This is a genomic window from Mesorhizobium sp. WSM3868 (genome assembly GCF_002294785.1).
Taxonomy (GTDB): domain Bacteria; phylum Pseudomonadota; class Alphaproteobacteria; order Rhizobiales; family Rhizobiaceae; genus Mesorhizobium.
On record NZ_NSGB01000002.1, the window covers coordinates 405,066 to 429,178 of the forward strand.

Consider the following 24,113-nt stretch of genomic DNA (forward strand, 5'->3'; position numbering starts at 1 on the left):
CGCGTGAAATTCGTGCTTGGCATCGATGGCGGCGGCACAAGCTGCAGGGCGGCCCTTGCGACCGCCGACGGCGCTGTCGTTGGCCGCGCCAAGAGCGGCGCGGCCAATATCCGCACCGACCTTACCGGTGCGCGCGCAAACATCGTCGAGGCGGCAAGGCAAGCTTTCGTGGCCGCCGGTGAAGATCCGGAGCTGATCCCCGAGACGCCTGCCATTCTCGGCCTCGCCGGAGCCAATGTCGGCACCTACAGGCAGCAGCTGGAAGCGATCCTGCCGTTCAGCAAAAGCCGCGTCGAGACGGATGCCGAGATCGCGCTCGAAGGCGCCGTCGGCTCCGGCGACGGCGCCATGGCGATCCTGGGCACCGGCACCGCCTATATGGCGCGCAAAGCGGGCAAATCCCGCGCCATCGGCGGCTGGGGTTTTCAGGTCGGGGACCAGGGCAGCGGCGCCCGTATCGGCCGCGACCTGCTCGAGCAGACGCTCCTTGCCTATGACGGCATCCGCCTCGGCTCGCCGCTGACGGATGCCATGCTTGCCGTCTTCCGCAACAATCCCGAGGACGTGGTCGAGTTCACCACCAACGCCAAGCCCGGCGACTTCGGCGGTTTCGCGCCAAAAGTCTTCGAGCATGCCGAAAAGGGCGATCTCGTCGCCAATTGGATCCTCGATAAGGCGGTTGCCGATGTCGAGGCTTCGCTGGGCGCGCTCGAACTCGCCGACGACGCGCCGCTATGCCTGCTCGGCGGCCTGGCGCCGCTCTACGCGCCGCGGCTGTCGGCGCGCTATCAGGCGCTGCTGAAGGCCCCGCTTGACGATGCGCTCGGCGGCGCGGTGCAGATGGCCGCGCGCATCTTCGCGGGCAAATCCGGAGGCGCCCGATGAGCGCCGCCGACCGGATTTTCGCTATGCTGCCGGAGGCGCCGCGATGAGCGCCGCCGACCAGATCTTCGCTATGCTGCCGGAGGCGCCGCGATGAGCGCCGCCGACCAGATCTTCGCTATGCTGAAAGAATCCTCGCAGAGCGGAGCGCCGCTTTACCTGCAGCTGAGAAAAAGCATCGAGGAAGCGGTCAATCGCGGCCTGATCGGGCCGGGTGACGCGCTGCCTTCAGAGCGCGATATAGCCAGCAAGGCCGACATTTCGCGCGTCACTGTGCGCAAGGCCGTGCAGGATCTCGTCAAGGGCGGCATTCTCGTCCAGCGCCATGGCTCCGGCACCTTTGTCGCCCCGCGCATGGAACGTGTCGAGCAGTCGCTGTCGCGGCTCACCTCCTTCACCGAGGATATGGCGCGCCGCGGCATGGTCGTGCGCTCGGCCTGGCTCGATCGCGGCCTCTATGCGCCCTCGCCGGACGAGATGATGGTGCTCGGCCTGTCGTCGAGCGAGCTGGTGGCGCGCGTGGCGCGCCTGCGCATCGCCAACGACACGCCGCTGGCGATCGAGCGCGCCGCGATTTCGGCGAGCGTGCTTCCCGACCCCGAAGCGATCGGCTCCTCGCTCTACGCGGCGCTGGAACTGACCGGCAACCGCCCGGTGCGGGCCGTGCAGCGCATTTCGGCCGCCAATCTCGGCGACGGCGACGCGCGCCTTCTCGAAGTGCCGCCGGGGGTTGCCGGTCTGCATATCGAACGTATTTCCTATCTGGCGAGCGGCAAGGTGATCGAGTTCACGCGCTCGATCTACAGGGGCGACGCCTATGACTTCGTCGCGGAACTCCGGCTGACCGGGCCGGGAGAGGAGAGCCGGCCATGATCGCAACCGCCACCCATATGCGGCGCGAGATCGAGGAGATCCCGCAGGCCACCGCCCGCCTGCTCGACGGCTCGGCCAAGGTGCTGGCCGAGGCCGGCCGCGGCCTTCGCGAGCGCGATCCGCATTTCGTCGTCACCGTGGCGCGTGGCTCGTCCGACCATGCCGCCACCTTCATGAAATATGCCGTGGAGCTGACGGCCGGCCTCGCCGTCGCGTCCGTCGGCCCGTCGATCGCTTCCATCTATGGCGCGAAGCTGAGGCTACGCGGCTCGGCTTGTCTGGCGATCTCGCAGTCGGGCAAGAGTCCCGACATCGTCGCCATGGCCGAAACCGCGAGAGCCGGCGGCGCGCTCACCGTCGCCATCACCAACACCGCCGACTCGCCGCTGGCGCGCGCCTCGGATTACGCCATCGACATTCTCGCCGGCCCGGAGCGCAGCGTCGCGGCCACCAAGACCTTCGTCAATTCGGCCGTCGCCGCCCTGGCGCTGATGGCGCACAGCACTGGCGATGAGGCGCTGCTTGCCGCGCTCGCCCGTCTGCCGGAGCATTTCGAGAAGGCGATTGCCTGCGACTGGATGGCGCTCGCCGCCGCGCTCGAAACGCCGCGCTCGCTGTTCATCCTCGGCCGCGGCCCATCCTTCGCGATCGCCAGCGAGGCGGCGCTGAAATTCAAGGAAACCTGCGCCATGCATGCCGAGGCCTATAGCGCCGCGGAGGTCATGCATGGGCCGCTGGCGCTGGTCGGGCCGGGCTTCCCGGTCCTGGCGCTTGCTGCCCGGGACGCGTCGGAGCCTTCGGTGGCCGAGGCCGCTGACAGCTTGACGGCCAAAGGCGCGGCCGCTTTCGTCACCTCCGACAAGGCGAAGGCAGCCAGGCTGCTGCCGTATGTCGCAACCGGCCATCCGTTAACCGATCCGCTGCCGCTGATCGTGTCCTTCTATGGCTTCGTCGAGGCCTTCGCCCGCCATCGCGGCCTCGATCCGGATGCGCCACGCAATCTGCGCAAGGTGACGGAAACCGTATGAGCGACCGTTTCGCCCTCACCGGCGCCCGTATCTTCGACGGGGCCGACTGGCACGACGATACGGCCCTTGTCGTCAAGGACGGCATGGTCGAGGCCATTCTGCCCACCGGCGCCGTGCCATCGGGCGTCTCCCGTGCCGAGACCGGTGGCGGCCTCTTGGTACCCGGCTTCGTCGACATCCAGGTCAATGGCGGTGGCGGCGTCATGCTCAACGACCATCCCGATGTCGCCTCGATCGAGACCATCTGCCGGGCGCACGCGCCCTTCGGCACCACGGCGCTCTTGCCGACGCTGATCACCGACACGCCGGCGATCACCGCCGCCGCGGTCGCCGCCGGCGCCGTGGCCGCCCGGAAGAAGGTGCGGGGTTTTCTTGGGCTGCATCTCGAAGGTCCGCATCTGTCCGTCGCGCGCAAGGGCGCGCATGATCCGGCTCTTATCCGGCCAATGACGGACGCCGACCAGGCTGCGCTGGTCGCGGCGCGTCAGGGCTTGCCGGTGCTGCTCACCACGGTCGCACCGGAATCGGTCGAGCCGGCCCGGGTCACGGCGCTGGCCGCGGCCGGCATCGTTGTCAGCCTCGGCCACTCCGACACCGGCTATGCCATGGCAACGGCCTTCGCCGAGGCCGGCGCCACGGTCGTCACCCATCTCTTCAACGCCATGAGCCAGATCGGCAATCGCGAGCCGGGACTGGCCGGAGCGGCGATCGACACCGGCAGCTTCTACGCTGGCATCATCGCGGACGGTATCCATGTCCATCCCGGCACCATGACGCTTGCACTCAATGCCAAGAAAGGACCGGGCAAGATCCTTTTGGTCACCGACGCCATGGCGACGATCGGCACCGACATGACATCCTTCACCCTCAACGGCCGTACCATCTACCGCAAGGACGGGAGTCTCAGGCTTGCCGACGGCACGCTGGCCGGCGCCGATCTCGACATGATTTCCGCCGTGCGCTTTGTCCATCGCGTGGTCGGGCTCGATCTCGACGAGGCGCTCCGCATGGCCTCGCTCTATCCCGCCGAAGCGATCGGCCAGGCGCATCGCCTCGGCCGCTTCGCCAACGGCACCGCAGCGGACATTGTCGGGCTGTCGGAAGACCTGGACGTCAAGAATGTCTGGATCGGCGGCGAGAAGGTGTTTGCGGCGTAGGCCTCTTCCTTCGTCATCCTCGGGGCTTGACCCGAGGATCCATGCCGTGACCTCTGCGGTGGGGCGCAACGGGTGCAGAATTCTGTAATCGTTGCAATGCTTTGGCTTTAAGGCATGGATGCTAGGGTCTGCGCGCGTCGCTTCGCTCCTTGCTCCGCCCCAAAATGACGAAGCTACCGGGCGTTTGCACTGGTCCTAGCTCTGCGGCCTGGATTGGTAGATATCCTTAAACGCCTCGCGCAAAACGTTCTTCTGCACCTTGCCCATCGTGTTGCGCGGCAATTCGTCGACGAAGATCACCTGCTTTGGATGCTTGTATTTGGCCAGCCGCCCGGCGATGGCGTCGGCGATATCGGCTGCGCTGATTGCCGAGCCCGGCTTGCGCACCACGACGGCCGTGACGCCTTCGCCGAAGTCGGGATGCTCAACCCCGATCACCGCGCTTTCGGCAACGCCGGCAAGCGCGTCGATCTCGCTCTCGATTTCCTTAGGATAGACGTTGTAGCCGCCCGAGATGATCAGGTCCTTGCCGCGGCCGACGATGTGGACATAGCCGCCGGTATCGATCAGGCCGAGGTCGCCGGTGATGAAGAAGCCGTCGTCGCGGAATTCGGCCTTGGTTTTCTCTGGCATCCGCCAATAGCCGGCAAAGACGTTCGGGCCCTTCACCTCGATCATGCCGATCTCGCCCTGGGCTAGCGGCTTGCCGCTTTCGGGGTCGGCGACACGCAGCGAGACACCCGGCAGCGGAAAGCCGACCGTGCCCGCGCGCCGTTCGCCGTCATAGGGGTTGGAGGTGTTCATGTTGGTTTCGGTCATGCCGTAGCGTTCGAGGATGGCGTGGCCGGTGCGCTCGCGCCAGGCATTATGCGTCTCGCTAAGCAACGGCGCCGAACCGGAGATGAACAGCCGCATGCGGCTGGCCGCATCCTTCGTCAGGCCCTGCTGCTGCAGGAGCCGCACATAGAAGGTCGGCACGCCCATCAGCGCGGTCGCGCGCGGCAGAAGCGAAATCACACGGGCCGGGTCGAACTTCCGCTCGAACAGCATTTTTGCGCCGGCCATCAGGATGACGTTGGTCGCGACGAACAGGCCGTGCGTGTGGAAGATCGGCAGCGCGTGGATGAGCACATCATCGCCGCTGAAGCGCCAGTAATCCACCAGCACGCGCGCGTTGGAGGCGAGGTTCTCGTGGCTGAGCATGGCGCCCTTGGAGCGGCCCGTCGTGCCAGACGTGTAAAGGATGGCGGCAAGATCGTCGGGGCCGCGCTCCAGATCCGCAAAATCCGCCGGCTGCAGCGCCGCACGGTCCGCAAGCGTGCCCTGTCCGTCGCGGCCTAGCGTCAGCGTCGCCGCCGCCGCCGATGCGGCAAGCGGTTGCACATCCTTCACCTCTTCCGGATCGCACACGACCAGCCGCGGCTCCGCGTCGCGGAAGAAATAGTCGAGCTCCGGCAGCGTATAGGCGGTGTTGAGCGGCAGGAAGACGGCGCCCGCGCGCAGACAGGCGAGATAGAGGAGCAAGGCTTCAGGGATCTTCTCCGCCTGCACGGCGACGCGATCGCCGGGCAACACACCAGCGGCGACCAGCGCGTGCGCAAACTGCGCGGACCGCGCCAGCATGTCGGCATAGGAAATCGAACGCCCGTCATCCGTCTCCATCAGCACTCGGCCAGGCGCCGGCATGCTGGCGCGAAACGCGTCGAACAGGTGATTGGTCATGTAGTCCCCCGGCGTCGAAAGCTCGGCCAGAGCGAATATCAGATTTGTCAGCGATGGGCAGCTATTTGCGGCCGCGCGCGGCCTTGCCTGCGCGAGCCCGCGGACCGTCGCCTGGGCTGAGCTGCGCCATGCACATCTCCGCCGTCAGCCGGTAGTGACTGAGCAAGGCCTCGACCGCGCCGTCGGCGTCGCCGTCCATGGTCCGCTCGGCAATCGTGCGGTGCTCGCCGAAGTCGTCGCGTTCGGAGCCGGGGCCGCGCTGCGAGATCAGCCGGTAGCGGGAAGCCTGGTCGGAGAGCTGGTCGCAAAAGCCGATCAGCCAATGCGAGCGGCAGGCGCAGATCAGCGCCCGATGAAAGGCGCGGTGCAGCTTCTCCCATTCCGGATTGTTGGCTGCCGGGTCGTTGGGCTGGCGGCGTTCGGCGCGCGCCAGGCGATGCAGCGCGAGCACGAGCTGTTCTTCCCATTCCGCCGTGCGGTGCGCAATGGATTCGCGCAATGCGCGTTCTTCCAGCCAGCACCGCGTGCGGGTGAGCTCCTCCAGCTCGGCCGCGTTGACCGGCATCACGAAGAAGCCGCGCTGGTCGTGGCGGCCGAGCAATCCCTCGGCGGCCAGGCGGTTCAGCGCCTCGCGCACCGGCGAGGCGCCGGCGCCATACCGGGAAACGACCCATTCGACGCGCAGCTTGCCCTCGGCTTCCAAAGCTCCCCGCAGCAAGTCCTCGCGGAGCTGATGGTAGACCGAACTGGCCAGCGTGCTCTTGGCACCCTTGCCTTCGCCCGTATCGGCGTTCCCGTATGGCAATTTGACTCCTGTTGCCGGCCCCTGTTTTGCAGGGTCCCTCGGCCAAGCAATTTCATACGATGTATCTTACAGCCGAGCACTGCCGCCTAAAAACGTATGATGGCGATATTCGTACTTTAAGACAAGGCGGGGTCAATTACGAATAAAGTAAAATCCACTTGAAAAAAGGCTGACGTCGGAGGGAGACTTGACATAACTCGGTATACTGAACAGCCCTTAGTTAGCGAGGCGGCTTTGCTAGGAACGCACTGTCGACGTCTTTAACGGGCGGCCTTGTCGGCGGCTGAGCGGATCGCTTCGATATTTGCCCGATAGGTTTCCACTGTGCCGCCTTTGAAGATGGCCGCGCCGGCCACCAGCACGCCGGCGCCGGCGGCCGTCACCAGCGGCGCCGTTTCTGGCGAGATGCCGCCGTCGATCTCGATGCGGATCGGGCGCTCGCCGATCAGCGCCTTGACCTTTCGCACCTTGTCGACGATCGCCGGGATGAAAGCCTGGCCGCCGAAGCCGGGATTGACGGTCATGATCAGGATGAGGTCGAGCCGGTCGAGCACATATTCGATCGCCGTTTCGGGCGTCGCCGGGTTGAGCGAGACACCGGCCTTCTTGCCGAGACCTTTGATGGTTTGCAGCGAACGGTCGAGATGCGGGCCGGCCTCGGCATGCACCGTTATGCCGTCGCAGCCGGCCTCGGCAAAGGCCGCCAGGTAGGGGTCGGCAGGCGCGATCATGAGATGGCAGTCGAAGAAGGTTTTTGTCCGGTTGCGGATCGCCTTGATCACCGGTGGGCCGAAAGTGATGTTGGGCACGAAATGGCCGTCCATCACGTCGAGATGGATCCAATCGGCTCCGGCCGCCGCGACCGCTTCGACCTCATCGCCGAGCTTCGAAAAGTCCGACGCCAGCACCGATGGTGCGATCAGGGTCTTCTTGCTCATGAAAGGCTTCTCCCGGCATCCTCATCGGCGCGCTGTGCTGCGCGCTGGCACGCGGGTCTGCCTAGACCATCGTCCGGCCAAGGGGAAGCGTGTTTTCCGCTTCGCTCGACGGGCACGCAGAACGCGAGCTGCGATGCGGGAAGGAGAGAACCCGCTGGATTTTTCCGGCGGGTTCGCGGGCGCGGTAGTGATGGGCTGCCTTACTGAAGGTTGTCGGTCGCCGGGTTCCGCTGCAGCCTTGGTTGGCTTCTTGGCACCAACTGCTGCAGGATATTCGGATTGAGCAGCAGGTCCGGATCGATCTCCAAGCCTGGCCGCCTGCGGATCGGGAAGCAATCCGGATACCGGCCGGCCGTTCCGACCGGGCAGCGCCGCCTGATGATCGGCTGGCACATGCCATCGATCATCTCCGAGCCCGGCGCGCATACAGCGTCTTCGAACCTGCCGCATCTACCTTCGATCACTTCGGTCCCGCGTGGACACACGCAGACGCCGCGTTTGTTGAGGAACTGGCCGCGGATGGAGCATGCTTGCGGCTTCCTGAGCGGCACGCAGGCTTTGCCCTTCAACGCCGTCCCCCTCGGGCAGACGCAATCGCCATCGGCATTGCGCACGTGGCCGCGAATGCGGCACTGGCTGGGCGGCTGCTGCCTGTCGGACACGCAAGCCTTGGCGGCGCGGTCGACATGCGTGTCCTTGGGACAGGCGCAGCCATCCGGTGTCGGCATGGCGCCGCGGATCGTGCATTTCGGCGGAGCGACCCGGCAGACGCCGTTCACCAGCTCGCCGCGCCGGCATACGCAATTGCCGTCCTGGTCGCGGTACTGGCCGGGACGCAGCCTGCACTGCGGTTCCTGCGGCTGCTCGCTCTGAACGCATCTGCCGTTTTCCAGCTCGGTGCCGCGCGGGCAGACGCAGCGTCCGTCCTCGGTCCGGATCTGGCCCTTGAGCAGGACGCAGCGCTGCGGCACTGGCAGCGGCAGAAGCTTGGTGCCCCCGGACGAGCACTGACCGTTGCGGAATGTGGTGCCGTCCGGGCAGGCGCAGCGGCCGGCCGAGTTGAGCACCATGCCGCCCGAACACTGGTTCTTCACCTCACGCTTGATGGTGAAGGCGTGGCATGCATAGGCCTTGCCGCGGTCGCCCTGCGCGTTGGCTGGGGCGCGCGACAGCAGATCGCCGCCGCCCTGCACCGGCGTGTTTGGCGAGAGCACCCCGACGCAGTTCTGTCCGCTGACCGTACCCCGCAGAGTGGCAAGGCGCGCGTCGTCGGGAAGGACCACTGTGACATGATGCGTATGGCTTTCGCCGGCGCCCAGCCTCAGATTGGCGATGCAGGACGCCGGCAGCGTCGCCGGCTCCGGCGAGCAGCCGAAAGGCGGGTCGATCGCGGTGATCTTGACACTCTCCAGCCTGCCGAGACCGTCGATGCCGACCGCATCGCCGATGCGGACCGGACCGGAGAAGGCATTCGGCCCCTCATTCGTGATGGTGATCTCGAACGAGCAGGGCGCGCCTGGCTGGCATTCGCTGTCGCCGGTCTTCTCGACGCGGATCGTGGAGGCCCCACCGCCCTTCGCGCAAGCCTGGCCGATCGGATAGACGATGTCGTCGCGGGGCGCCGGCCCAAAAGAGCCGCGCGCGCAGTTCTCGAACGCGTCATTGCCGCCGACCGTCACGTCGAAGTGCCTGCTGGTTCCGGGCGTCATGACGGCGCCGGCAATCTGGCAAGACAGCGTGTTGGCGGGCACTGGCCCGCAGTTCCAGTCGGCGCCGTCCGGGGTCACGGTCCGGACAGCGACCGGCGCGCCGCCCGACACCAGCGTGGCGGCATCGTTGACCCGCACCGGACCGGTGGGGGCAGCAGTGCCGGCATTGGTCACGGTGATGCGGCAGGATACCGAGGACGCACCGGCCAGCGAGCTCTCGCACGCCTTGGTGATGCGCAGGCCGGGCTTGGCGCCATTCGGACGGCGGATGCGCTCGGTCGCGCACGCCTTGTTGTTGGCGAGGTCGACCTCGCCGGCAATGGCCTTCACCTCGGCGCAGTTCTCGACCGTGTCCGGCCGGTGGTTTGCCGGCATGACCGTCTTGACCACGATGGGCGTCGAGGCGCCCGGCGGCAGCGAGATGCCGGCATTGTCGCAGCGGAACTGGCCGGGGCCGTTCGGCCCGCAGGTCCATGGCGGGCTCGGCCCGAAGGCCGAGGAGGTCGGCGCGTCGCCCGGATAGGTGTCGATCACGGTCAGCGGCCCGTGATAGGTGCTGGTGCCGTTGTTGATGATATCGATCACGAAGCTGCAGATGCCGTCCGGCCTGCAGACCGGCATGCGGGCGCGCTTCTTCAGCAGCAGGTCGACCTTCTTCTCGACCCCAGGCTGGCATTGCGGATCGCGATCGCCACGGCGGCAGACCGGGATCGAGGCGCAGCCGCGATCGTTCTGCTGGCTGCCGAACAGCGGCTTGCCGCTCGCCTGGTAGTCATAGGCGGCGCAATTGCGCAGCACGCTGCCCTGCCAGCCGCCGGCCGGCTTGAAGCCGAGCTTGAGGACGGCGGAGGCGCCCGGGTTGAGCGTGGTTGCCGGATGGGTGCAGGTCATCGGCGTCGTCCCGGGCGCGCAGACCCAGGGTGGGTTCGGTCCCGACGACAGCGCCGACCCGGCCGGCAATGTCACCTCGTCGAGCACGATCTTGCCGTTATAGGGCGCATCGCCGACATTGGTGACCGTGATGGTGAAGTCGCAGCCGCCGGATATCGTGCAACGCGGCACCTCTGCCCACTTCTCCACCTTGAGGTCGGGCTGCTTTTCGGGCGGGCACCTGAGATCACGCGGAATGTCCATGTCGATCTCCTGCGTGCAGCAAAGTCCCCAGCCTTCCTTCGGCCCGGCATAGGTGTCGATGCCGGTGACGACGAGATGGATGGCCTCGCCCGGCGAGGCGCCGATGATCTTCCAGTTCAACACGCCGCCGCCGGCAGGCACCTGCTGGGTGTCGGTGGCGATGGTGATGCCGGGTGTCGTCGTCGACAGCTGCACCCATTTGCCGGCCATCTCCGGACCGACCGGCATGTGATAGATGAAGGCGCCGCCGCCGGGCACGCAGTCGACCGTGCCGCGTTCGACCTTGAAGCATTCCTTGCTGGGAGGTGGAGGCGGCGGGTTGCACTTGCTCAGGTCGATCGTGATCGAGGTTTTCACGCCTGTGAGGAAATCGGCGTCGTCGGGCTTGTCTGGATCCTGCGATGGGATCGTGGTTGCCGGACCGCCCCTGAAGGCCACCTTCATCTCACCCTGGTTATCGACCGTTGCCGGCGCGGCGAAGGCGGCATGGTCTATCTTGGCCGTGATCCGGAAAGTGATCACGCGTTCGTCGGCAGCGCCGACGCCGTCGAGGTTCGAAGCGCTGATCCGGAAATTGGAAACGCTTGCCGTATCATTTGGGCCGGCCGATGTGCTGATCGAAGCAGCGGGCAGCGGTCCGCCGGAAGCGCCCGTGCCGTCGCCGACGACGTCGACGCTCACGATCTGCAAGCCGTGCGGCAACTGGTCCTTGAAGTCGAGCCTTGTCGCCTTCAGAAGGGCCGCCACGCTTGGCCGGTCGAAGTCCTGGGGGTCGCCATGGATGCCGAAGCTCAAGACGTATTCGACGCTATCGCAGCCTCTTAGGCCACCCTTCTTGGTGAAGAAGGGTATGATCCGCCCGAGCTCCGGATTGATGCCGCGCGATCCAGCCGTCATTTCCGGATTGGCGATCTGGCCGGCCGGTGCCTTGTCCTGCGCAAGCGCCGGCACTGCCGGCATCATGGCGATCGCGACACCGGCCGCCATCAGCCAGCGTGCGCCGCGCCTGGCGTGTGACAGGGGTTTTATGATCGTGCCCATGACGGTTTTGCGCGGGGCAGGGCGGGAAGGGACGAGACCGCTCATCTGTCCCTCCTCGGCGCTTCGCACTCGACGACCGGCGTCCTGAGCGGCAGCGTCAACTTGCAGCAAGGATAGTAGCCGCCCTTGTCCCGGTCGGACTTCCGGTAGAAGCAGAGCCCGACATTGACGGTGTCGCCCGGATTATGGCCGGTTATGCCGATCGTGTAGGGCTTGCCCGGCGCATGCGACATGGGTGAGGTTACTCCGACGCCCGGTGTCTTGGACAAAGCCTTGATCGAATCGCCGCCAAAGCCGGCGTCGTCATGGAGATAGAGGTCGGCCTGGAGGCCGCGGGGTGTGCAGAAATACTGCACGTCCTCGACATCGAGGCATGGGGGCAGGTTGCCGGGCGGCGGGAAGTCCGGCGGATAGACGGGAGGCAGGAAGCCGCCAGGGATTTCCTCATAATAGCCGGCGCGGCGCTCGCAGGGGCGCCAGACCCTCACGTCGCCGACATGACCCTGGACGTCGGGGTTCTCGAAATAGCCGTCGAAGTCGACGAACCAGGAGCCGAAGGGCGGCACGTTTGCCGGCTTGACCAGCTTGTTTGGCGTGAGCTGCACGCCATGCACGGCAAGCGGCCCGCCGGCGGCGAGGCGCTCGGCAAGCTCCGGATTGTCGCGCAATTTGTCGCCGGTGTTCACGACCGTGTCAGTGCAGACCGAGGTGTCAAGATTGCCTTCGGGGTCGTAGCGGTATTGTAGGTCGACGCCGCCTGCCGACTGACGGTTGCCCTGCGGGAAGCCGACCGCATATTCCTGCGGCACCTCGGCCCAGACCGATCCCGTTGCCGGATCGTCCGGATCCTCGCGCTGGTAGCGGATCACCGCGCCTTTGCCCGTCTCGGCGAAGCGGCTGTAATCGTAGCGGTTCTCGACCGGGCCGCGCTGGGCGAGATACATGAAACCCTGATTGTCGAAGGCGATATCGGTGACGGCATAATCTTGGTCGGCCTTGACCGTCAGTTCCCAGCGCGGATCGCGGCCAAAACCCCCGTCGCTTGCAATGCCGACCGACCAGATTTCGGCTTTCTCGCCTACGGAATAGTAGAGCCGCCCGCCATGGTAGGCGACGGCCCAGACGCGGCGCGCATCCTGCGTATAGCCCCAGGTTCGGGGGTCTTCCGAATCGAAGCCAGTGTCGTGGATGTCCATCACGGCGCCGTCGTCGGCGACCGGGGCCAGCCCATGCGCGGGACGCCCGGCAACGCCATGGTCGAAGCTGTCGATCAGATTGCCCTCGATATCGATGCGGTGGATGAGCCCGGTATCGAGATCCGAAGCGAAGAACTCACGATGGGTCGGATCGAAGGCGAGGTTGCCGATGCCGGGCCCGCTGTTGGTATCGATGTCGGCGAATTTCGAGACGGCGCCCGAGATACCGTCGATCTTCCAGATGGTGCCCGGTCCGCCGCCATTTTCGGTGCCGAACTGGCCGTTCATGAAGACGGCGCCGGCGGCGCCGCGGCGCTGTCGCTCAGGCCGCCCGTCCTCGTCGGTGTCGGGCGTGACGATCTCGATGCCGTGCAGCGAGGTCGCCGCCGCATAGAGGTTCGGAATGCCCGACGGCACCCCATCGCGCACGCCGTCGTCATAGGTGAGGCCGAACACCTCGCCGATCTGGCCGGCTGTCACCTCGAAGGGCGGCGGCGTGTAGACGAGCTGGCCCGAAGCTGGGCCGCCGAGTTGCGAGACGTTGAAAATGCGCAACGAGGCCTGCGAAGTGTCGATGAAGGTTTCGTCGACCGGGTCGACGCCGGGCGGCAGGCCGCCCTTTTCGGAATCGGGAGAGCCGAAATCCGGGATGATCGTGCCGGGGAAGCCGGTCACCGCCATCGAGCCCGGATAGATGATCTGGGTTTCCTGAGCCTTTGCCGCACCGCCGAGGCAAAAGCCGGCAGCCAGTGCCAGGGCAAGCATTCCGCTGGTGGTCACGATCGCACGGCGCAAACCGCCGCCGCGAAAAGACACGAACGAGCCGCGGTCGCGAGACATTGAGCTCCCCCCGAAGTCTTCGGAAGAACCCTCCGATTTCGCCGCGCAAAACAAGGTAAGTCGCAGCGTTCCGGCTCGTTCGTCCCTGATAGAATTGTCTGTTTTCCGCCTGTTCACGATACGCCGGGTGCCTGGCAGGGTCAACGGAATCAGCCGAAAGCCGAGCGCGTCGTCTCCATCCCGAAGCCGATGATCGCGCCGAGCTCCTGTTGCTTTCTCGGACCACCGCGGCTCTGGATTTCTGATCATACGGGCTCCCTTTCCGGCCCGCGCCATGCGGCGCCTGGCCGTCAGTCGCAGGCTGAGGCGGAAAGGTTCAATGCGGTCTAGAGCAATTCGAAAAAAAGTGTGAGCGGTTTTCCGTCCGGAATTGCGTCAGAACAAACAAGCCCGAGCATTTCGTCGTTTCCGTGAAACGGTGAAATGCTCCAGGCGCCCGGCTGGTAGAGCTGTCTTTGCCCGTCTCATGCAAGTCGCCGAAAAGAGAGCAGCGATTTTGGCATCAGCCCCGAAGCGCGGCGCTTGAATTCTCGACGCGACGCGCCTTGGCAAAATCACCAGATCCACTCGCCTCTGCCGAGCACGGAGACCGCCTCGACGATGCGGGTGAAGCTCGCGCGAGCACGACCGACCGTATGCCGGGCTCTCAAATAGCTGTGCACCAGCCCCTGTTCTTCGAACCAGTAGGCATACCCGCCGGCCGCGACGACGCGGTCGCGATAGGCCTCGCCGTCTGAGGACAGCGGGTCGCATTGGGCTGTGATCAGCACTGTCGGCGGGAGATAGGCGAAATTGGCGTCGGCGAGCGGCGACAGCGTGAGGTCGCCGGTCCGGTCCACGCCGCCGGTGCGAATGTTCAGGTAGAATTCGATATCGCGCAGGGTCAGCATCGGCGCGTCAGCATGCGCCACATAGGAGCCGCGCGAGTGGTCGCCCCCGAGGCTGGGATAGATCAGCACCTGGCCGGCCGGCTTCTTGACGTGACCGCGCGTTGCGTGGGCAACGGCGGCGCAGAGGTTTCCGCCGGCGCTGTCGCCGCAAAGCAGGACAGGGCAAACATAGGTCTTGGCGGCCCATTCAAAGGCGCTTAGCACGTCGTCGAAGGCGGCCGGATGCAGATGTTCCGGCGCCAGCCGGTAATCGACCGAGACCACCTCGTAGCCGGTGCGGGCGCACAGCTCGGCGCAGACATCGTCATGGCTGTCCAGCCCGCCGAGGATGAATCCGCCGCCATGAACATAGAGCACCATTGCGGCGCTGTTCGTTTCCGCGTTGCTATAGATGCGGATCGGGATGCTGGCGGTCGGCGTGGCGATGGCGGTCGTTTCGACCGTCACGCCTTGCGGATAGCCGGCGAAGAACTCGCGGCACATCCGGTCGTAGATCGCCCGCTGCTCTGCGATCGTGTAGTCGATCGTGTCGGGCGGGTAATAGGAATTGGTCTTCTCGATGAAAGCCCAGGTCTCGGCGTCGATGAGGGTCTTGTAGTCGGTCATAGCGCTTGGGCCGATCGCGAAGGTCGAGCCTGAGCACCCCCCTCTGTCCTGCCGGACATCTCCCCCGCAGGGGGAGAGATTGGCAGCTTGGGCGCCGGCGATCCAACTGCGACGCTGGCAATTGGCGAAAGCGACCGTGACATCCGATCTCCCCCCTTGCGGGGGAGACGCCCGGTAGGGCAGAGGGGGGTGTGACGGAACGCCATCGTCTGCGGCCTATCTACCCTTCCACACCGGATCGCGCTTCTCCGCAAAGGCGCGGAAGCCTTCCATATTGTCCTCCGAGCCGTAGAGGATATCGACCGTCGGCAGTTGCCTGCGCGTCACCTTGTTCATGGCCTCCTGGAAGGTCAGCGCCTCGGCCACGCGCGCCGTCTCCTTGATCGCGGCGAAAACCAGCGGCGGGCCGCTGGCCAAAAGCCGCGCGATTTCCCAGACGCGGTCCTCCAGCTTCTCCTTGGGCAGCACCTCGTTGACCAGGCCCCAGCGATGCGCTTCCGCCACATCCATCCAACGGCCGGTGAGGAGAAGGTCCATGGCGATATGGTAGGGAATGCGTTTCGGCAGCTTGATCGTCGCGGCGTCGGCCAGCGTGCCGGCGCGAATCTCGGGCAGCGCGAAGGAAGAATGGTCAGAGGCGTAGATCAGGTCGCAGGACAGCGCCAGCTCGAAGCCGCCGCCCACCGCCATGCCGTTGACGCAAGCTATCACCGGCTTGTTCAAGTCGCGCAGTTCCTGCAGCCCGGCAAAGCCGCCGACGCCGTAGTCGCCGTCGACCGCGTCGCCGGCCGCAGCCGCCTTCAGGTCCCAGCCGGCGCAGAAGAACTTGTCTCCGGCCGTCTTGACGATGGCGACGCGCAAGCCGGGATCGTCGCGGAACGCCTTGAACGTCTCGCCCATCAGCCGTGAGGTCTTGAGGTCGATGGCATTGGCCTTGGGCCGGTCGAGCGTGACTTCCAGGATCGTGCCTTCGCGGCGAGTGGTGATGACGTCAGCCATTCTTCTTTTCTCCAAGCACCAGCAGTGCGTCGGCGATCCAGGCGCCCTTGCCTTCGGCGCAGACGATCAGCGGGTTGATGTCGAGCTCTTCGATTTCGCCTTCATTCTTCTGCACGAAGTCGGCAATGCCGGCGATGGCGTCGATGGCGGCCTGGACGTCGCCCTTGGGCCGGCCGCGATAGCCCTCCAGCAGCGGATAGAGCTTCAGGCCGCGCAGCGCCGCCTCGATGTCGTCGCGCGTCGCCGGCAGCATCAGGGTCACGCTGTCGCGCAGCAGCTCGACCAGCACGCCGCCGGTGCCGAGCGTCATCACCGCGCCGAACATCGGGTCGCGGGTGAAGCCGACGATCAGTTCGGCGACGCCGTCGCGCACCATGCGCTCGGCATAGAGCCCGGTGCCGAGCGGCAACAGGTCATGCGCGGCATTGCTGACGGATTCGGCGTCCTTGAGGTTCAGCCGCACGGCGCCGACCTCCGACTTGTGCGTCACGCCGAGCGTCTTCAGCGCCACCGGGAAACCGAGCGCCATGGACGCAATCACCGCCTCGACCGCGTTCGAGGCGCGCTCGCCCTTCGGCACCGGCAGCCCGGCCTCGATCAGACGCGCTTTGGCCTCGGCTTCGTCCGGCGTGACGTGGTCGCCGTCGGAAGCGCCCGCCGCCGTGGTGTCGACCGGCTGCGCCTGCGGCTCGCGCCAGGCCCAGCCGATGAAGGCGGCGGCCTGGGCGGCGTCCATCGCTTCCGAAATGCCGAACAAGGGCACCATGCCGCGCGCCATCAGCCCGGCGGTATATTCCTCCGGCAGGTTTTCCGGCAGCGAGGAGACGATCGCGCCCTGCGCCCTGTTGGTCTTCAGCGCCGCCTCGAAGGCACGCAGCGTCGCCCACCAGTCGGTGTCCGAGCAGCGGTCGGGGCGCGGGAAGTCGAGCACCAGCATGTTGAGGTCGAAGCCGCCCGACACCATGGCAGTGAAGGTGGCCGTCATCGCCGGCTCGTTGTTCCAGATGAAGGTGTGGTAGTCGAGCGGATTGGCGACCGCGACCAGCGGCCCGAGCGTCGATTTGACATGCGCGCGATGCTCGGCGCTTAGCGTCGGGAAGTGCACCCAGCGTCCTTCCGCGCTGTCGGCCATCACGGAGGCTTCGCCGCCCGAGCAGCTCATCGAAGACAGTCTGTAGCCGGGCAGCGGCCCGGTGATGTGCAAGAGCTTCAGCGCCTCGATGAAGGCCGGTATGGAATCGACCCGCGCGATGCCCAGCCGCTTCAGGAACGCGCCCGAGGCGGCATCCGAACCGGCAAGCGACGCGGTATGGGAAACCGTCGCCTGCCGCGCCTGTTCCGAGCGGCCGACCTTCATGGCGATGATCGGCTTCTTCAGCTCGCGGGCTCTCGCCGCCAATCGCTCGAAGCCGGCCACGGAATCGAAGGCCTCGATATGCAGGCCAAGCGACGTGACGCGTTCGTCCTCGATCAGGCCGAGCGCCATTTCGGAAAGGCCGGTCTGCGCCTGGTTGCCGGCCGTCATCAGGAACGCGATCGGCAGACCGCGTTTCTGCATCGTCATGTTGATGGCGATGTTGGACGACTGAGTGATGATGGCGACGCCCTTGCCGCCCTCGGCCAGCCTGATCCCGCCATGCTGATCGGGCCACAAAAGCGCGCCGTCGGCATAGTTGATCAGGCCATAGCAGTTCGGGCCGATGATCGGCATCTCACCCGCGGCGGCGACCAGCTCGGCCTGCAGCCGCTCGCCGTCCTCGTCATAGGCCTCGGTTTCGAGGAAGCCGGCGGCAAAGCAGACGGCGCCGCCGGCGCCGCGCTCGGCCAATGCCTTGACCACTTCGATGGTGAGATGCCGGTTGACCCCGACAAAGGCGGCGTCCGGCGCGCCGGGCAAGTCGGCGACGGAACGGTAGGCCTTGCGGCCGGCGACCTCGTCTTTAGTCGGGTGCACCGGCCAGATTTCGCCGGCAAAGCCCATCTTGATTGATTGCGCGACGACGGCGGCGGCCTGTGCCCCGCCGAACACGGCGATCGATTTCGGGCGCAGGAGACGTTCGAGTTTATGCATGGTCATCTTTTCATTTGAGCACGATCGTTGCCAAAACCGGATCCCGGTTTTGGCGGATCATGCTCTAAGCCCCGAACGGGCGCAGCAACGCCCGCGAAATAATATGTCGCTGAATCTCCGAAGTGCCTTCCCAGATGCGCTCGACGCGCGCGTCGCGCCAGATGCGCTCCAGCGGCAGATCGTCCATCAGCCCCATGCCGCCATGGATCTGGATCGCCTCGTCGGCGACGAAAGCCAGCATCTCGGTAGCCTTCAGCTTGGCCATCGCCATGTCCTGGTCGGTGACGGTGCCCTGATCGTACTTCCAGCCGGCTTCGAACACCATCAGGTCGGCCGCCTTCAATTCCGTCGCCATATCGGCGAGCTTGAACGACACACCCTGGAACTTGCCGATCTGCTGGCCGAACTGCTGGCGCTGCGCGGCATATTCGATGGCATGCGAAAGCGCGCGCTCTGCCCGGCCGAGGCAGGTGGCGCCGACCTGCAGGCGCGTGGCGCCGAGCCACGAATTCGCCACCTCGAAGCCCTTGTGAACTTCGCCGAGCACCTGGGAAGCCGGCAGCCGGCAGTCGTCGAATTCGAGGATTGAGTTGGTGTAGCCGCGATGCGAGACGTTGCGGTAGCCGTCGCGCACCGTGAACCCTTTGGTGCCCTTGTCGACGAAGAAGGCGGTGATCTTCTTGCGCTTGCCGCGCGGCGAATCCTCTTCGCCCGAAGCCATGAATGCGATGGCAAAGTCGGCGATGTCGGCGTGGCTGATGAAGTGCTTGGTGCCGTTGAGCACCCAGTCCGAGCCGTCCTGAACCGCGGTCGCCTTCATGCCGCGCAGGTCGGAGCCGGCGCCGGGCTCGGTCATCGCCAGGCAGTCCCACTTCTCGCCGCGGATGCAGGGGAAGAGATATTTGTCACGCTGCTCCGGCGTTCCGGCGAGCAGGATGTTCGAGGGACGCGCCACGCAGGTCCAGTGCAGCGCGTAATTGGCGCGGCCAAGTTCCTTCTCGTAGAGCAGCCAGCTCACCGTATCGAGGCCCGCGCCGCCGACATCGGCCGGCATGTTGGCGGCGTAGAGCCCGGCCGCGATCGCCTTCGCCTTCAATTCGTCGATCAGCTCGCGGCGCAGTTCGCCGGTGCGTTCCACCTCGCGCTCATGCGGGTAAAGCTCGTTCTCGACAAAGGCACGCGTCGTCTCGACGATCAGTTTTTGTTCTTCCGAAAGACCGAAATGCATCGCCTCAGCCCTTCTTCTTGCTTGTTTTCGCCTTGTCGGCCTTTGCGGGCTTCTCGGCCTTTGCGGGCTTCGCCATCTTCTTCGCCGGCTTGGCGGCTTTTGCTTTGTCGCCTGCCTTGGCGGCCGGCTTCGCCGCCAGCTTGGCCAACTGCCTGGTATAGTCCTTGTGAAGCGCGCCGGCGCCCCAGCCCTTGCCCTTGTTCTGCTTCGACAGCGCATCCATGATGGCGACCAGATTGTCGTCACGGATCTTTTCAAGCTCGCGGATCGAGAGGCCGTTTGCCTGCTCGTCCGACTGCGTGGCGATCAGGTCGACCAGCTCGTCGTTGAACTCCGGCACGTCCATCAGCTTGGTCCACGGCCATTTCAGGCAAGGTCCGAACTGCGCCATGAAGTGGCGCATGCCGGCTTCGCCGCCGGCGACGCGGTAGACCTGGAACATGCCCATTTGAGCCCAGCGCAGGCCGAAGGAATAGCGCATGATATCGTCGAGTTCCTCGACGGTGCAGATGCCGTCCTTGACCAGCCACAGCGCCTCGCGCCACGCGGCCTCCAGGAGGCGATCGCCGACGAAGGCCTCGATTTCCTTGCGCACCACCACCGGCTTCATGCCGATCGAGGCGTAGATCTCCTTGGCGACCTCGATCGCCTCGGGAAAAGTCTGCTGGCCGCCGACGATCTCGACCAGCGGCAGAAGATAGACCGGGTTGAACGGGTGCCCGACGACCAGCCGCTCCGGGTGCTTCTTCATCGCCACCTGCATGTCGGTCGGCTTGATGCCGGAGGTCGAGGAGCCGATTATGGCGTTGGCCGGCGCATGGGCGTCGATCTCGGCCAGCACTTTGTGCTTGAGGTCGATCCGCTCCGGCACGCTCTCCTGGATGAAGTCGGCATCCGCCACCGCGTCGCCGATCGTCTTGGCGAAGGTGAGCTTGCCTTCCTTGGGCAGGCCGCCGGGCAGCATCTGCTTGTAGGCGCGGCGTGCGCCCTTCATCACCTCGCCGACTTTGCGCGACGCCTCGGGATCGGGATCGAAGATCGAAACATCGATGCCGTTCAAGAGCAGGCGCGCCACCCAGCCGGCGCCGATGACGCCGCCGCCGATGGCGGCCGCCTTGTTGATGATGCTCATGGTCAGGCTCCGGTTCTGGTCTTGGCTGTTTCGGGATCGGAAAGCGGCACGCGCTCGCCGGCGCGGATCACGGCCGGGTCGTAAGCTTTGCGCGCGAAGACTTCGAGCACGAGGGGCCGGAAGAACTCGATCGGCAGCGTCTCGTAGTCGGGATCGAAGCTCGACTGGTCCCAGCGCTCGCAGAACCGGTCGCAATCGTCGAAATAGAGATGGCCGGCGAAGCGGTCGCGGGCATGCTGGTTGCCGCCCAAATGATGCGCGTAATAGAGGCGCTGGAAGTCGCCGTGCTTTTCGACAACCCAGGTGCATTGCTCGCGCACGAACGGCTTCAGGATCGTGGCGGCATATTCGTCATGATTGTAGGGCGCGTAGATGTCGCCGATGTCGTGCAGAAGCGCGGAGACGATCCAGTCAGTGTCGGCGCCGTCGCGCCAGGCGCGCGTCGCCGCCTGCAGCGAATGGCCTAGCCGGGTGATCTTGTAGCCGGACAAACCTTCGTCGAGGTGCACCAGGGCGGAAAGCAGCCGATCCCCCGTCCTGGCGGCATAGTCGATCTCGTGGGCGGTCAGGAATTCATAGTCTTCCTTGTCGCCGTCCTTCATCGCGGTGAATTTGACGGTAGCCATCTCGACCTCCCGCTTTTCAATGTTGATTGAGCATGATCTTTTCCGAACCGCAGGTCAGCGAAGCAAAAACCGGTTCCCACTTTGCGGGATCATGCTCATGCCGCGATCGGCGCCCGCTTGGTGAGGTTGAGCTTCTTGCGCACTTCCTCCGGTCCGAGCACGCGCGCACCGAGATTGGAGACGATGCTCACCGCGCGCTCGACGAGCTGCGCATTGGTCGCCAGCACGCCCTTGTCCAGCCACAGATTGTCTTCCAGGCCGACACGGACATTGCCGCCGGCCAGCACCGCCGCCGCGACATAGGCCATCTGGTTGCGGCCGATCGAGAAGGCCGACCAGTTCCAGGTCGACGGCACGTTGTTGACCATCGCCATGAAGGTGTTGAGGTCGTCCGGCGCGCCCCAAGGCACACCCATGCACAGCTGCACCAGCGCATCCGGCTTCAGCACCTGTTCCTCGACCAGCTGCTTGGCGAACCACAGATGCCCGGTATCGAAAGCTTCGATCTCGGGCTTCACGCCGAGCGCCGTCATCATGCCGCCCATGGCGCGCAGCATGCCGGGCGTATTGGTCATCACATAGTCGGCTTCGGCGAAATTCATCGTGCCGCAATCAAGCGTGCAAATCTCCGGCAGGCACTGGCGCACATGCTCCATGCGGTTGGTGGCGCCGCCCATGTCGGTGCCCTTCTCGTTAAGCGGCAGCGGCGCTTCCGGCGAGCCGAACACCATGTCGCCGCCCATGCCGGCGGTGAGGTTCAGCACCACGTCCACGTTCGCTTCGCGGATGCGCTCGGTGACCTCGCGGTAGAGATGGACGTCGCGCCTCGGCTTGCCGGTCTCGGGGTCGCGCACATGGCAATGGACGATCGCAGCACCCGCCTTGGCGGCCTCGATCGCCGAATCGGCGATCTGCTTGGGCGAGCGCGGCACGTTCGGGCTGCGGTCCTGCGTCCCGCCGGAACCGGTCACGGCACAGGTAATGAAAACCTCACGGTTCATCGCGAGCGGCATCGTCCTTCCTCCCAAATTCGATCAGCCATTGATGAAGCCGGAAACCGGCTTTGCTATGACGACCTGCGCCGAAGCTGGCCAAGCATGACCGACTTGCCGGAAACTGTTTTGCATTTTACGAAGGCGCCATGACTAAAAGCGAAAAACCGACGATCTTTCGCGCCGAGCGGGAAACCCTCAAGGTGACGTTTCTGGTGTTCTCGGGCTCGTCGATCATGTGCGTGGCCTCGGCGGTCGACCCGCTGCGCGCCGCCAACCGCATTTCCGGCGAGACTTTGTTCGACTTCAAGCTGGTCTCGCTCACCGGAGAGGCGCCGGTGACGACCTGCGGCTTGCCGGTCGCCGTCAGCGGCCGCTTCGATGCCGCCGAAGCGACCGACATGCTGGTCGTCGTCGCCGGCTTCGGAACGCAGAACTATGCGACGTCGGCGTTGCTGGCCGGGTTGCGCCGCGCGGCGCGTGCAGCCCGCGCCTGCGGCGGCGTCGAGGCCGGCACCTGGCTGGTGGCGCGCGCCGGCCTGCTCGAAGGCCGCAGCGCCACCACGCATTGGGAAGACATGGAGGATTTCTCCGCCGCCTTTCCGGGTGTCGATGTGCGCCCCGACCGCTATGTCATCGACGGGCCGGTCTTCACCTCGGGCGGCGCCTCGCCCACCTTCGACCTGATGCTGCATCTGGTCCGCACCCGGCTCGGCATGGCGGCCGCGCTCGATGTGGCGAGCGTCTTCATCTACGATCAGACGCGCGCGGCGACCGACGCTCAGCCGCTGGTTTCGCTCGGCCGGCTCGACGGCTACGATCCGCGCCTGGCGCAGGCGATCCGGCTGATGGAAGCGCATGTCGATGAGCCGCTGACCATCGATGCCGTGGCCAAGCGCGCCGGCGTCACGGCGCGAACACTCGAGAGCATCTTCCGCAAGTCCATCGGCGAGACGCCGGGCGCCTATTATCTGCGGCTGCGGCTCGCCGCCGCCCGACGTCTGGTGGTCGACACGCGCATCGCCATGGCCGACATTGCCGGGCGTACGGGTTTTTCATCAGCCGCGGCGTTTTCCAGGGCGTTTTCCCGCGCGTTCGGCGAAGCGCCGGTCAGGCTGCGGCGCGGCTGAGGATCCAGTCCACCGCCGCGCTGAGGTCGTCGACCAGCGCCGTGGGCGCCGGGTCGAAGCGTGTCTCGTCACCGGGGCGGTACTTGCCGGTCCGCACGAGCAGCCCCGCGCCAAGCCCGGCGCTGAGCGCGCCGGCGACGTCGCTCTCCGCGTCGTCGCCGACCATCACCGCGTCGGTCTGCGGGCAATTCAAGCCGGCAAGCGCCGAGAGGAAGAAATCGGGCGACGGCTTGCCGAGCACGACAGGGCTTCGCCCGCAGGCGAATTCGAGCGCTGCCACGAAGGCGCCGGCGTCGAGGCTGAGCTGGCCGTCTGCGTCCTTGAAGGTGCGGTTGGTGGCCAAAGCCAGAAAATGGGCGCCGGCAACCAGTTCGCGGAACGCTCGGTTTAGGCCGGCATAGTCGAAGGCCTCGCCGGCGTCGCCGACGACGACAGCGCGGCTCTTGCCGCCGTCCAGGCCGGTAAACTCGGCTTCGAGGTTGGGATGGACGAGCAGGTGAGGTTGGCGGCCATGCCTTCGCAGCCATTCGAGCGCGGCGCGCGCCGGCGTCAGCAATTCTTCATCCCTGACTTCGACGCCCAGCGCGGCGAGCTGCGCGATGATTTTATGGCGCGGCGAACGTGTCGTGTTGCTGACGAAGCGGAGCGGCAGTCCGGCCTTGCGCAAACGCTCGACCGCAGCCACAGCGCCTGCGATCGGGGTGTCGCCATCATAGACGACACCCGCGAGATCGAGCAGCACCGCGCGTATCATCGGTGCAGGATGGAGAAACAGTCTCCATTCGTCAAACTGCCGAAAATAGGCCCACGGACACAGGGGCCGAAGAATCAGGCGGCGTCGCGGCCTTCGCGCACAATGCGCGAGCGCATGCTCTTGGCCAGCGCCGTTTCCAACCGCGCGGCGACCGCGCGATCCCATTCATTTGCTTCGCCGGCGCCATCCTTCGGATGCGGCAGCGCCATCAGCCGATCGATGATCGAACCAGCCTCGCCGGAAGAGAGCAGGGCGTCGATTTCGCGTTCGTGCTGCATACGTTTCGCCTCCTTCTTTCCTTCCCGCCGCATGTCGACAATATGCGCGATTCGTGACGGCTGTTTGAAGGCAAGAGCGCGG

19 protein-coding genes are annotated in these 24,113 nt (G+C 65.8%); 5 read left to right on the top strand and 14 right to left on the bottom strand.

Going from position 1 to position 24,113, the window contains the following annotated elements:
• Positions 1 to 3: 3 nt before the first annotated feature.
• The 4 genes from CK221_RS05235 (at position 4) to nagA (ending at position 3,940) form a co-directional block, all read left to right on the top strand.
• Positions 4 to 885, top strand: a complete 882-nt coding sequence (locus CK221_RS05235) for an N-acetylglucosamine kinase (RefSeq protein ID WP_095776947.1) — start codon at positions 4 to 6, stop codon at positions 883 to 885.
• A 90-nt stretch (positions 886 to 975) separates the two neighbouring features.
• Complete coding sequence (locus CK221_RS05240; protein WP_067324046.1) at positions 976 to 1,755, top strand: GntR family transcriptional regulator; 780 nt, start codon at positions 976 to 978, stop codon at positions 1,753 to 1,755.
• Positions 1,752 to 2,783, top strand: coding sequence for an SIS domain-containing protein (locus CK221_RS05245; RefSeq protein ID WP_095776948.1), 1,032 nt, complete (start codon positions 1,752 to 1,754; stop codon positions 2,781 to 2,783). Before CK221_RS05240 ends, CK221_RS05245 begins: the two co-directional genes overlap by 4 nt.
• Positions 2,780 to 3,940 (top strand): N-acetylglucosamine-6-phosphate deacetylase, encoded by a 1,161-nt coding sequence (nagA, locus tag CK221_RS05250; protein WP_095776949.1) that lies wholly within the window; start codon positions 2,780 to 2,782, stop codon positions 3,938 to 3,940. The genes CK221_RS05245 and nagA overlap by 4 nt, the downstream gene beginning before the upstream one ends.
• A 195-nt stretch (positions 3,941 to 4,135) precedes the next feature.
• Here the strand turns inward: nagA and CK221_RS05255 are convergent, their stop codons facing one another.
• The 12 genes from CK221_RS05255 to CK221_RS05315 all read right to left on the bottom strand — a co-directional run bounded on the left by CK221_RS05255 (position 4,136) and on the right by CK221_RS05315 (position 21,890).
• A complete protein-coding gene (locus CK221_RS05255) occupies positions 4,136 to 5,662 on the bottom strand; it encodes a malonyl-CoA synthase (protein ID WP_095776950.1) in 1,527 nt (508 codons plus the stop codon).
• A gap of 61 nt (positions 5,663 to 5,723) precedes the next feature.
• The gene (locus CK221_RS05260) at positions 5,724 to 6,467 is read right to left on the bottom strand and encodes a GntR family transcriptional regulator (RefSeq protein WP_066996094.1); all 744 of its coding nucleotides are present in this window, start codon (positions 6,465 to 6,467) and stop codon (positions 5,724 to 5,726) included.
• A 260-nt stretch (positions 6,468 to 6,727) separates the two neighbouring features.
• Positions 6,728 to 7,405 (bottom strand): ribulose-phosphate 3-epimerase, encoded by a 678-nt coding sequence (rpe, locus tag CK221_RS05265; protein ID WP_066996092.1) that lies wholly within the window; start codon positions 7,403 to 7,405, stop codon positions 6,728 to 6,730.
• Positions 7,406 to 7,605: 200 nt separating this feature from the next.
• The gene (locus CK221_RS05270) at positions 7,606 to 11,334 is read right to left on the bottom strand and encodes a DUF11 domain-containing protein (RefSeq protein WP_095776951.1); all 3,729 of its coding nucleotides are present in this window, start codon (positions 11,332 to 11,334) and stop codon (positions 7,606 to 7,608) included.
• Complete coding sequence (locus CK221_RS05275; RefSeq protein ID WP_179295076.1) at positions 11,331 to 13,601, bottom strand: hypothetical protein; 2,271 nt, start codon at positions 13,599 to 13,601, stop codon at positions 11,331 to 11,333. Before CK221_RS05275 ends, CK221_RS05270 begins: the two co-directional genes overlap by 4 nt.
• Before the next feature lie 278 nt (positions 13,602 to 13,879).
• Positions 13,880 to 14,821 (bottom strand): alpha/beta hydrolase, encoded by a 942-nt coding sequence (locus CK221_RS05280; protein WP_095776953.1) that lies wholly within the window; start codon positions 14,819 to 14,821, stop codon positions 13,880 to 13,882.
• A 216-nt stretch (positions 14,822 to 15,037) separates the two neighbouring features.
• Entirely contained in the window at positions 15,038 to 15,820 is a 783-nt protein-coding gene (locus tag CK221_RS05290) for a carnitinyl-CoA dehydratase (protein ID WP_066996079.1), read from the bottom strand.
• Positions 15,813 to 17,891 carry an acetate--CoA ligase family protein gene (locus CK221_RS05295; protein ID WP_095777095.1) on the bottom strand — a complete coding sequence of 693 codons (2,079 nt, stop codon included), beginning with the start codon at positions 17,889 to 17,891 and terminating at the stop codon, positions 15,813 to 15,815. The genes CK221_RS05290 and CK221_RS05295 overlap by 8 nt, the downstream gene beginning before the upstream one ends.
• 64 nt (positions 17,892 to 17,955) lie before the next feature.
• Positions 17,956 to 19,119 (bottom strand): acyl-CoA dehydrogenase, encoded by a 1,164-nt coding sequence (locus CK221_RS05300; RefSeq protein ID WP_095776955.1) that lies wholly within the window; start codon positions 19,117 to 19,119, stop codon positions 17,956 to 17,958.
• A 4-nt stretch (positions 19,120 to 19,123) separates the two neighbouring features.
• Complete coding sequence (locus CK221_RS05305; protein WP_095776956.1) at positions 19,124 to 20,251, bottom strand: carnitine 3-dehydrogenase; 1,128 nt, start codon at positions 20,249 to 20,251, stop codon at positions 19,124 to 19,126.
• Between the two features lie 2 nt (positions 20,252 to 20,253).
• Complete coding sequence (locus CK221_RS05310) at positions 20,254 to 20,877, bottom strand: HD domain-containing protein (protein WP_095776957.1); 624 nt, start codon at positions 20,875 to 20,877, stop codon at positions 20,254 to 20,256.
• 95 nt (positions 20,878 to 20,972) lie between these two features.
• Positions 20,973 to 21,890 carry a 3-keto-5-aminohexanoate cleavage protein gene (locus tag CK221_RS05315; RefSeq protein WP_066996067.1) on the bottom strand — a complete coding sequence of 306 codons (918 nt, stop codon included), beginning with the start codon at positions 21,888 to 21,890 and terminating at the stop codon, positions 20,973 to 20,975.
• A gap of 128 nt (positions 21,891 to 22,018) precedes the next feature.
• On the opposite strand from CK221_RS05315, the gene CK221_RS05320 reads away from it, so the two are divergent.
• Complete coding sequence (locus CK221_RS05320) at positions 22,019 to 22,999, top strand: GlxA family transcriptional regulator (protein WP_095776958.1); 981 nt, start codon at positions 22,019 to 22,021, stop codon at positions 22,997 to 22,999.
• Here the strand turns inward: CK221_RS05320 and CK221_RS05325 are convergent.
• Positions 22,980 to 23,753, bottom strand: coding sequence for a TIGR01458 family HAD-type hydrolase (locus CK221_RS05325; RefSeq protein WP_095776959.1), 774 nt, complete (start codon positions 23,751 to 23,753; stop codon positions 22,980 to 22,982). The genes CK221_RS05320 and CK221_RS05325 overlap by 20 nt on opposite strands.
• 74 nt (positions 23,754 to 23,827) lie before the next feature.
• Positions 23,828 to 24,031, bottom strand: a complete 204-nt coding sequence (locus tag CK221_RS05330) for a hypothetical protein (protein ID WP_066996194.1) — start codon at positions 24,029 to 24,031, stop codon at positions 23,828 to 23,830.
• Positions 24,032 to 24,113: the final 82 nt, after the last annotated feature.

Coding starts and splice junctions, on each gene's coding strand:
- CK221_RS05240 (WP_067324046.1), top strand. CDS start 976: ATGAGCGCCGCCGACCAGATCTTCGCTATGCTGAAAGAATCCTCGCAG.
- CK221_RS05245 (WP_095776948.1), top strand. CDS start 1,752: ATGATCGCAACCGCCACCCATATGCGGCGCGAGATCGAGGAGATCCCG.
- nagA (WP_095776949.1), top strand. CDS start 2,780: ATGAGCGACCGTTTCGCCCTCACCGGCGCCCGTATCTTCGACGGGGCC.
- CK221_RS05255 (WP_095776950.1), bottom strand. CDS start 5,662: ATGACCAATCACCTGTTCGACGCGTTTCGCGCCAGCATGCCGGCGCCT.
- rpe (WP_066996092.1), bottom strand. CDS start 7,405: ATGAGCAAGAAGACCCTGATCGCACCATCGGTGCTGGCGTCGGACTTT.
- CK221_RS05270 (WP_095776951.1), bottom strand. CDS start 11,334: ATGAGCGGTCTCGTCCCTTCCCGCCCTGCCCCGCGCAAAACCGTCATG.
- CK221_RS05275 (WP_179295076.1), bottom strand. CDS start 13,601: ATGGCGCGGGCCGGAAAGGGAGCCCGTATGATCAGAAATCCAGAGCCG.
- CK221_RS05280 (WP_095776953.1), bottom strand. CDS start 14,821: ATGACCGACTACAAGACCCTCATCGACGCCGAGACCTGGGCTTTCATC.
- CK221_RS05290 (WP_066996079.1), bottom strand. CDS start 15,820: ATGGCTGACGTCATCACCACTCGCCGCGAAGGCACGATCCTGGAAGTC.
- CK221_RS05295 (WP_095777095.1), bottom strand. CDS start 17,891: ATGCATAAACTCGAACGTCTCCTGCGCCCGAAATCGATCGCCGTGTTC.
- CK221_RS05300 (WP_095776955.1), bottom strand. CDS start 19,119: ATGCATTTCGGTCTTTCGGAAGAACAAAAACTGATCGTCGAGACGACG.
- CK221_RS05305 (WP_095776956.1), bottom strand. CDS start 20,251: ATGAGCATCATCAACAAGGCGGCCGCCATCGGCGGCGGCGTCATCGGC.
- CK221_RS05310 (WP_095776957.1), bottom strand. CDS start 20,877: ATGGCTACCGTCAAATTCACCGCGATGAAGGACGGCGACAAGGAAGAC.
- CK221_RS05315 (WP_066996067.1), bottom strand. CDS start 21,890: ATGCCGCTCGCGATGAACCGTGAGGTTTTCATTACCTGTGCCGTGACC.
- CK221_RS05320 (WP_095776958.1), top strand. CDS start 22,019: ATGACTAAAAGCGAAAAACCGACGATCTTTCGCGCCGAGCGGGAAACC.
- CK221_RS05325 (WP_095776959.1), bottom strand. CDS start 23,753: ATGATACGCGCGGTGCTGCTCGATCTCGCGGGTGTCGTCTATGATGGC.
- CK221_RS05330 (WP_066996194.1), bottom strand. CDS start 24,031: ATGCAGCACGAACGCGAAATCGACGCCCTGCTCTCTTCCGGCGAGGCT.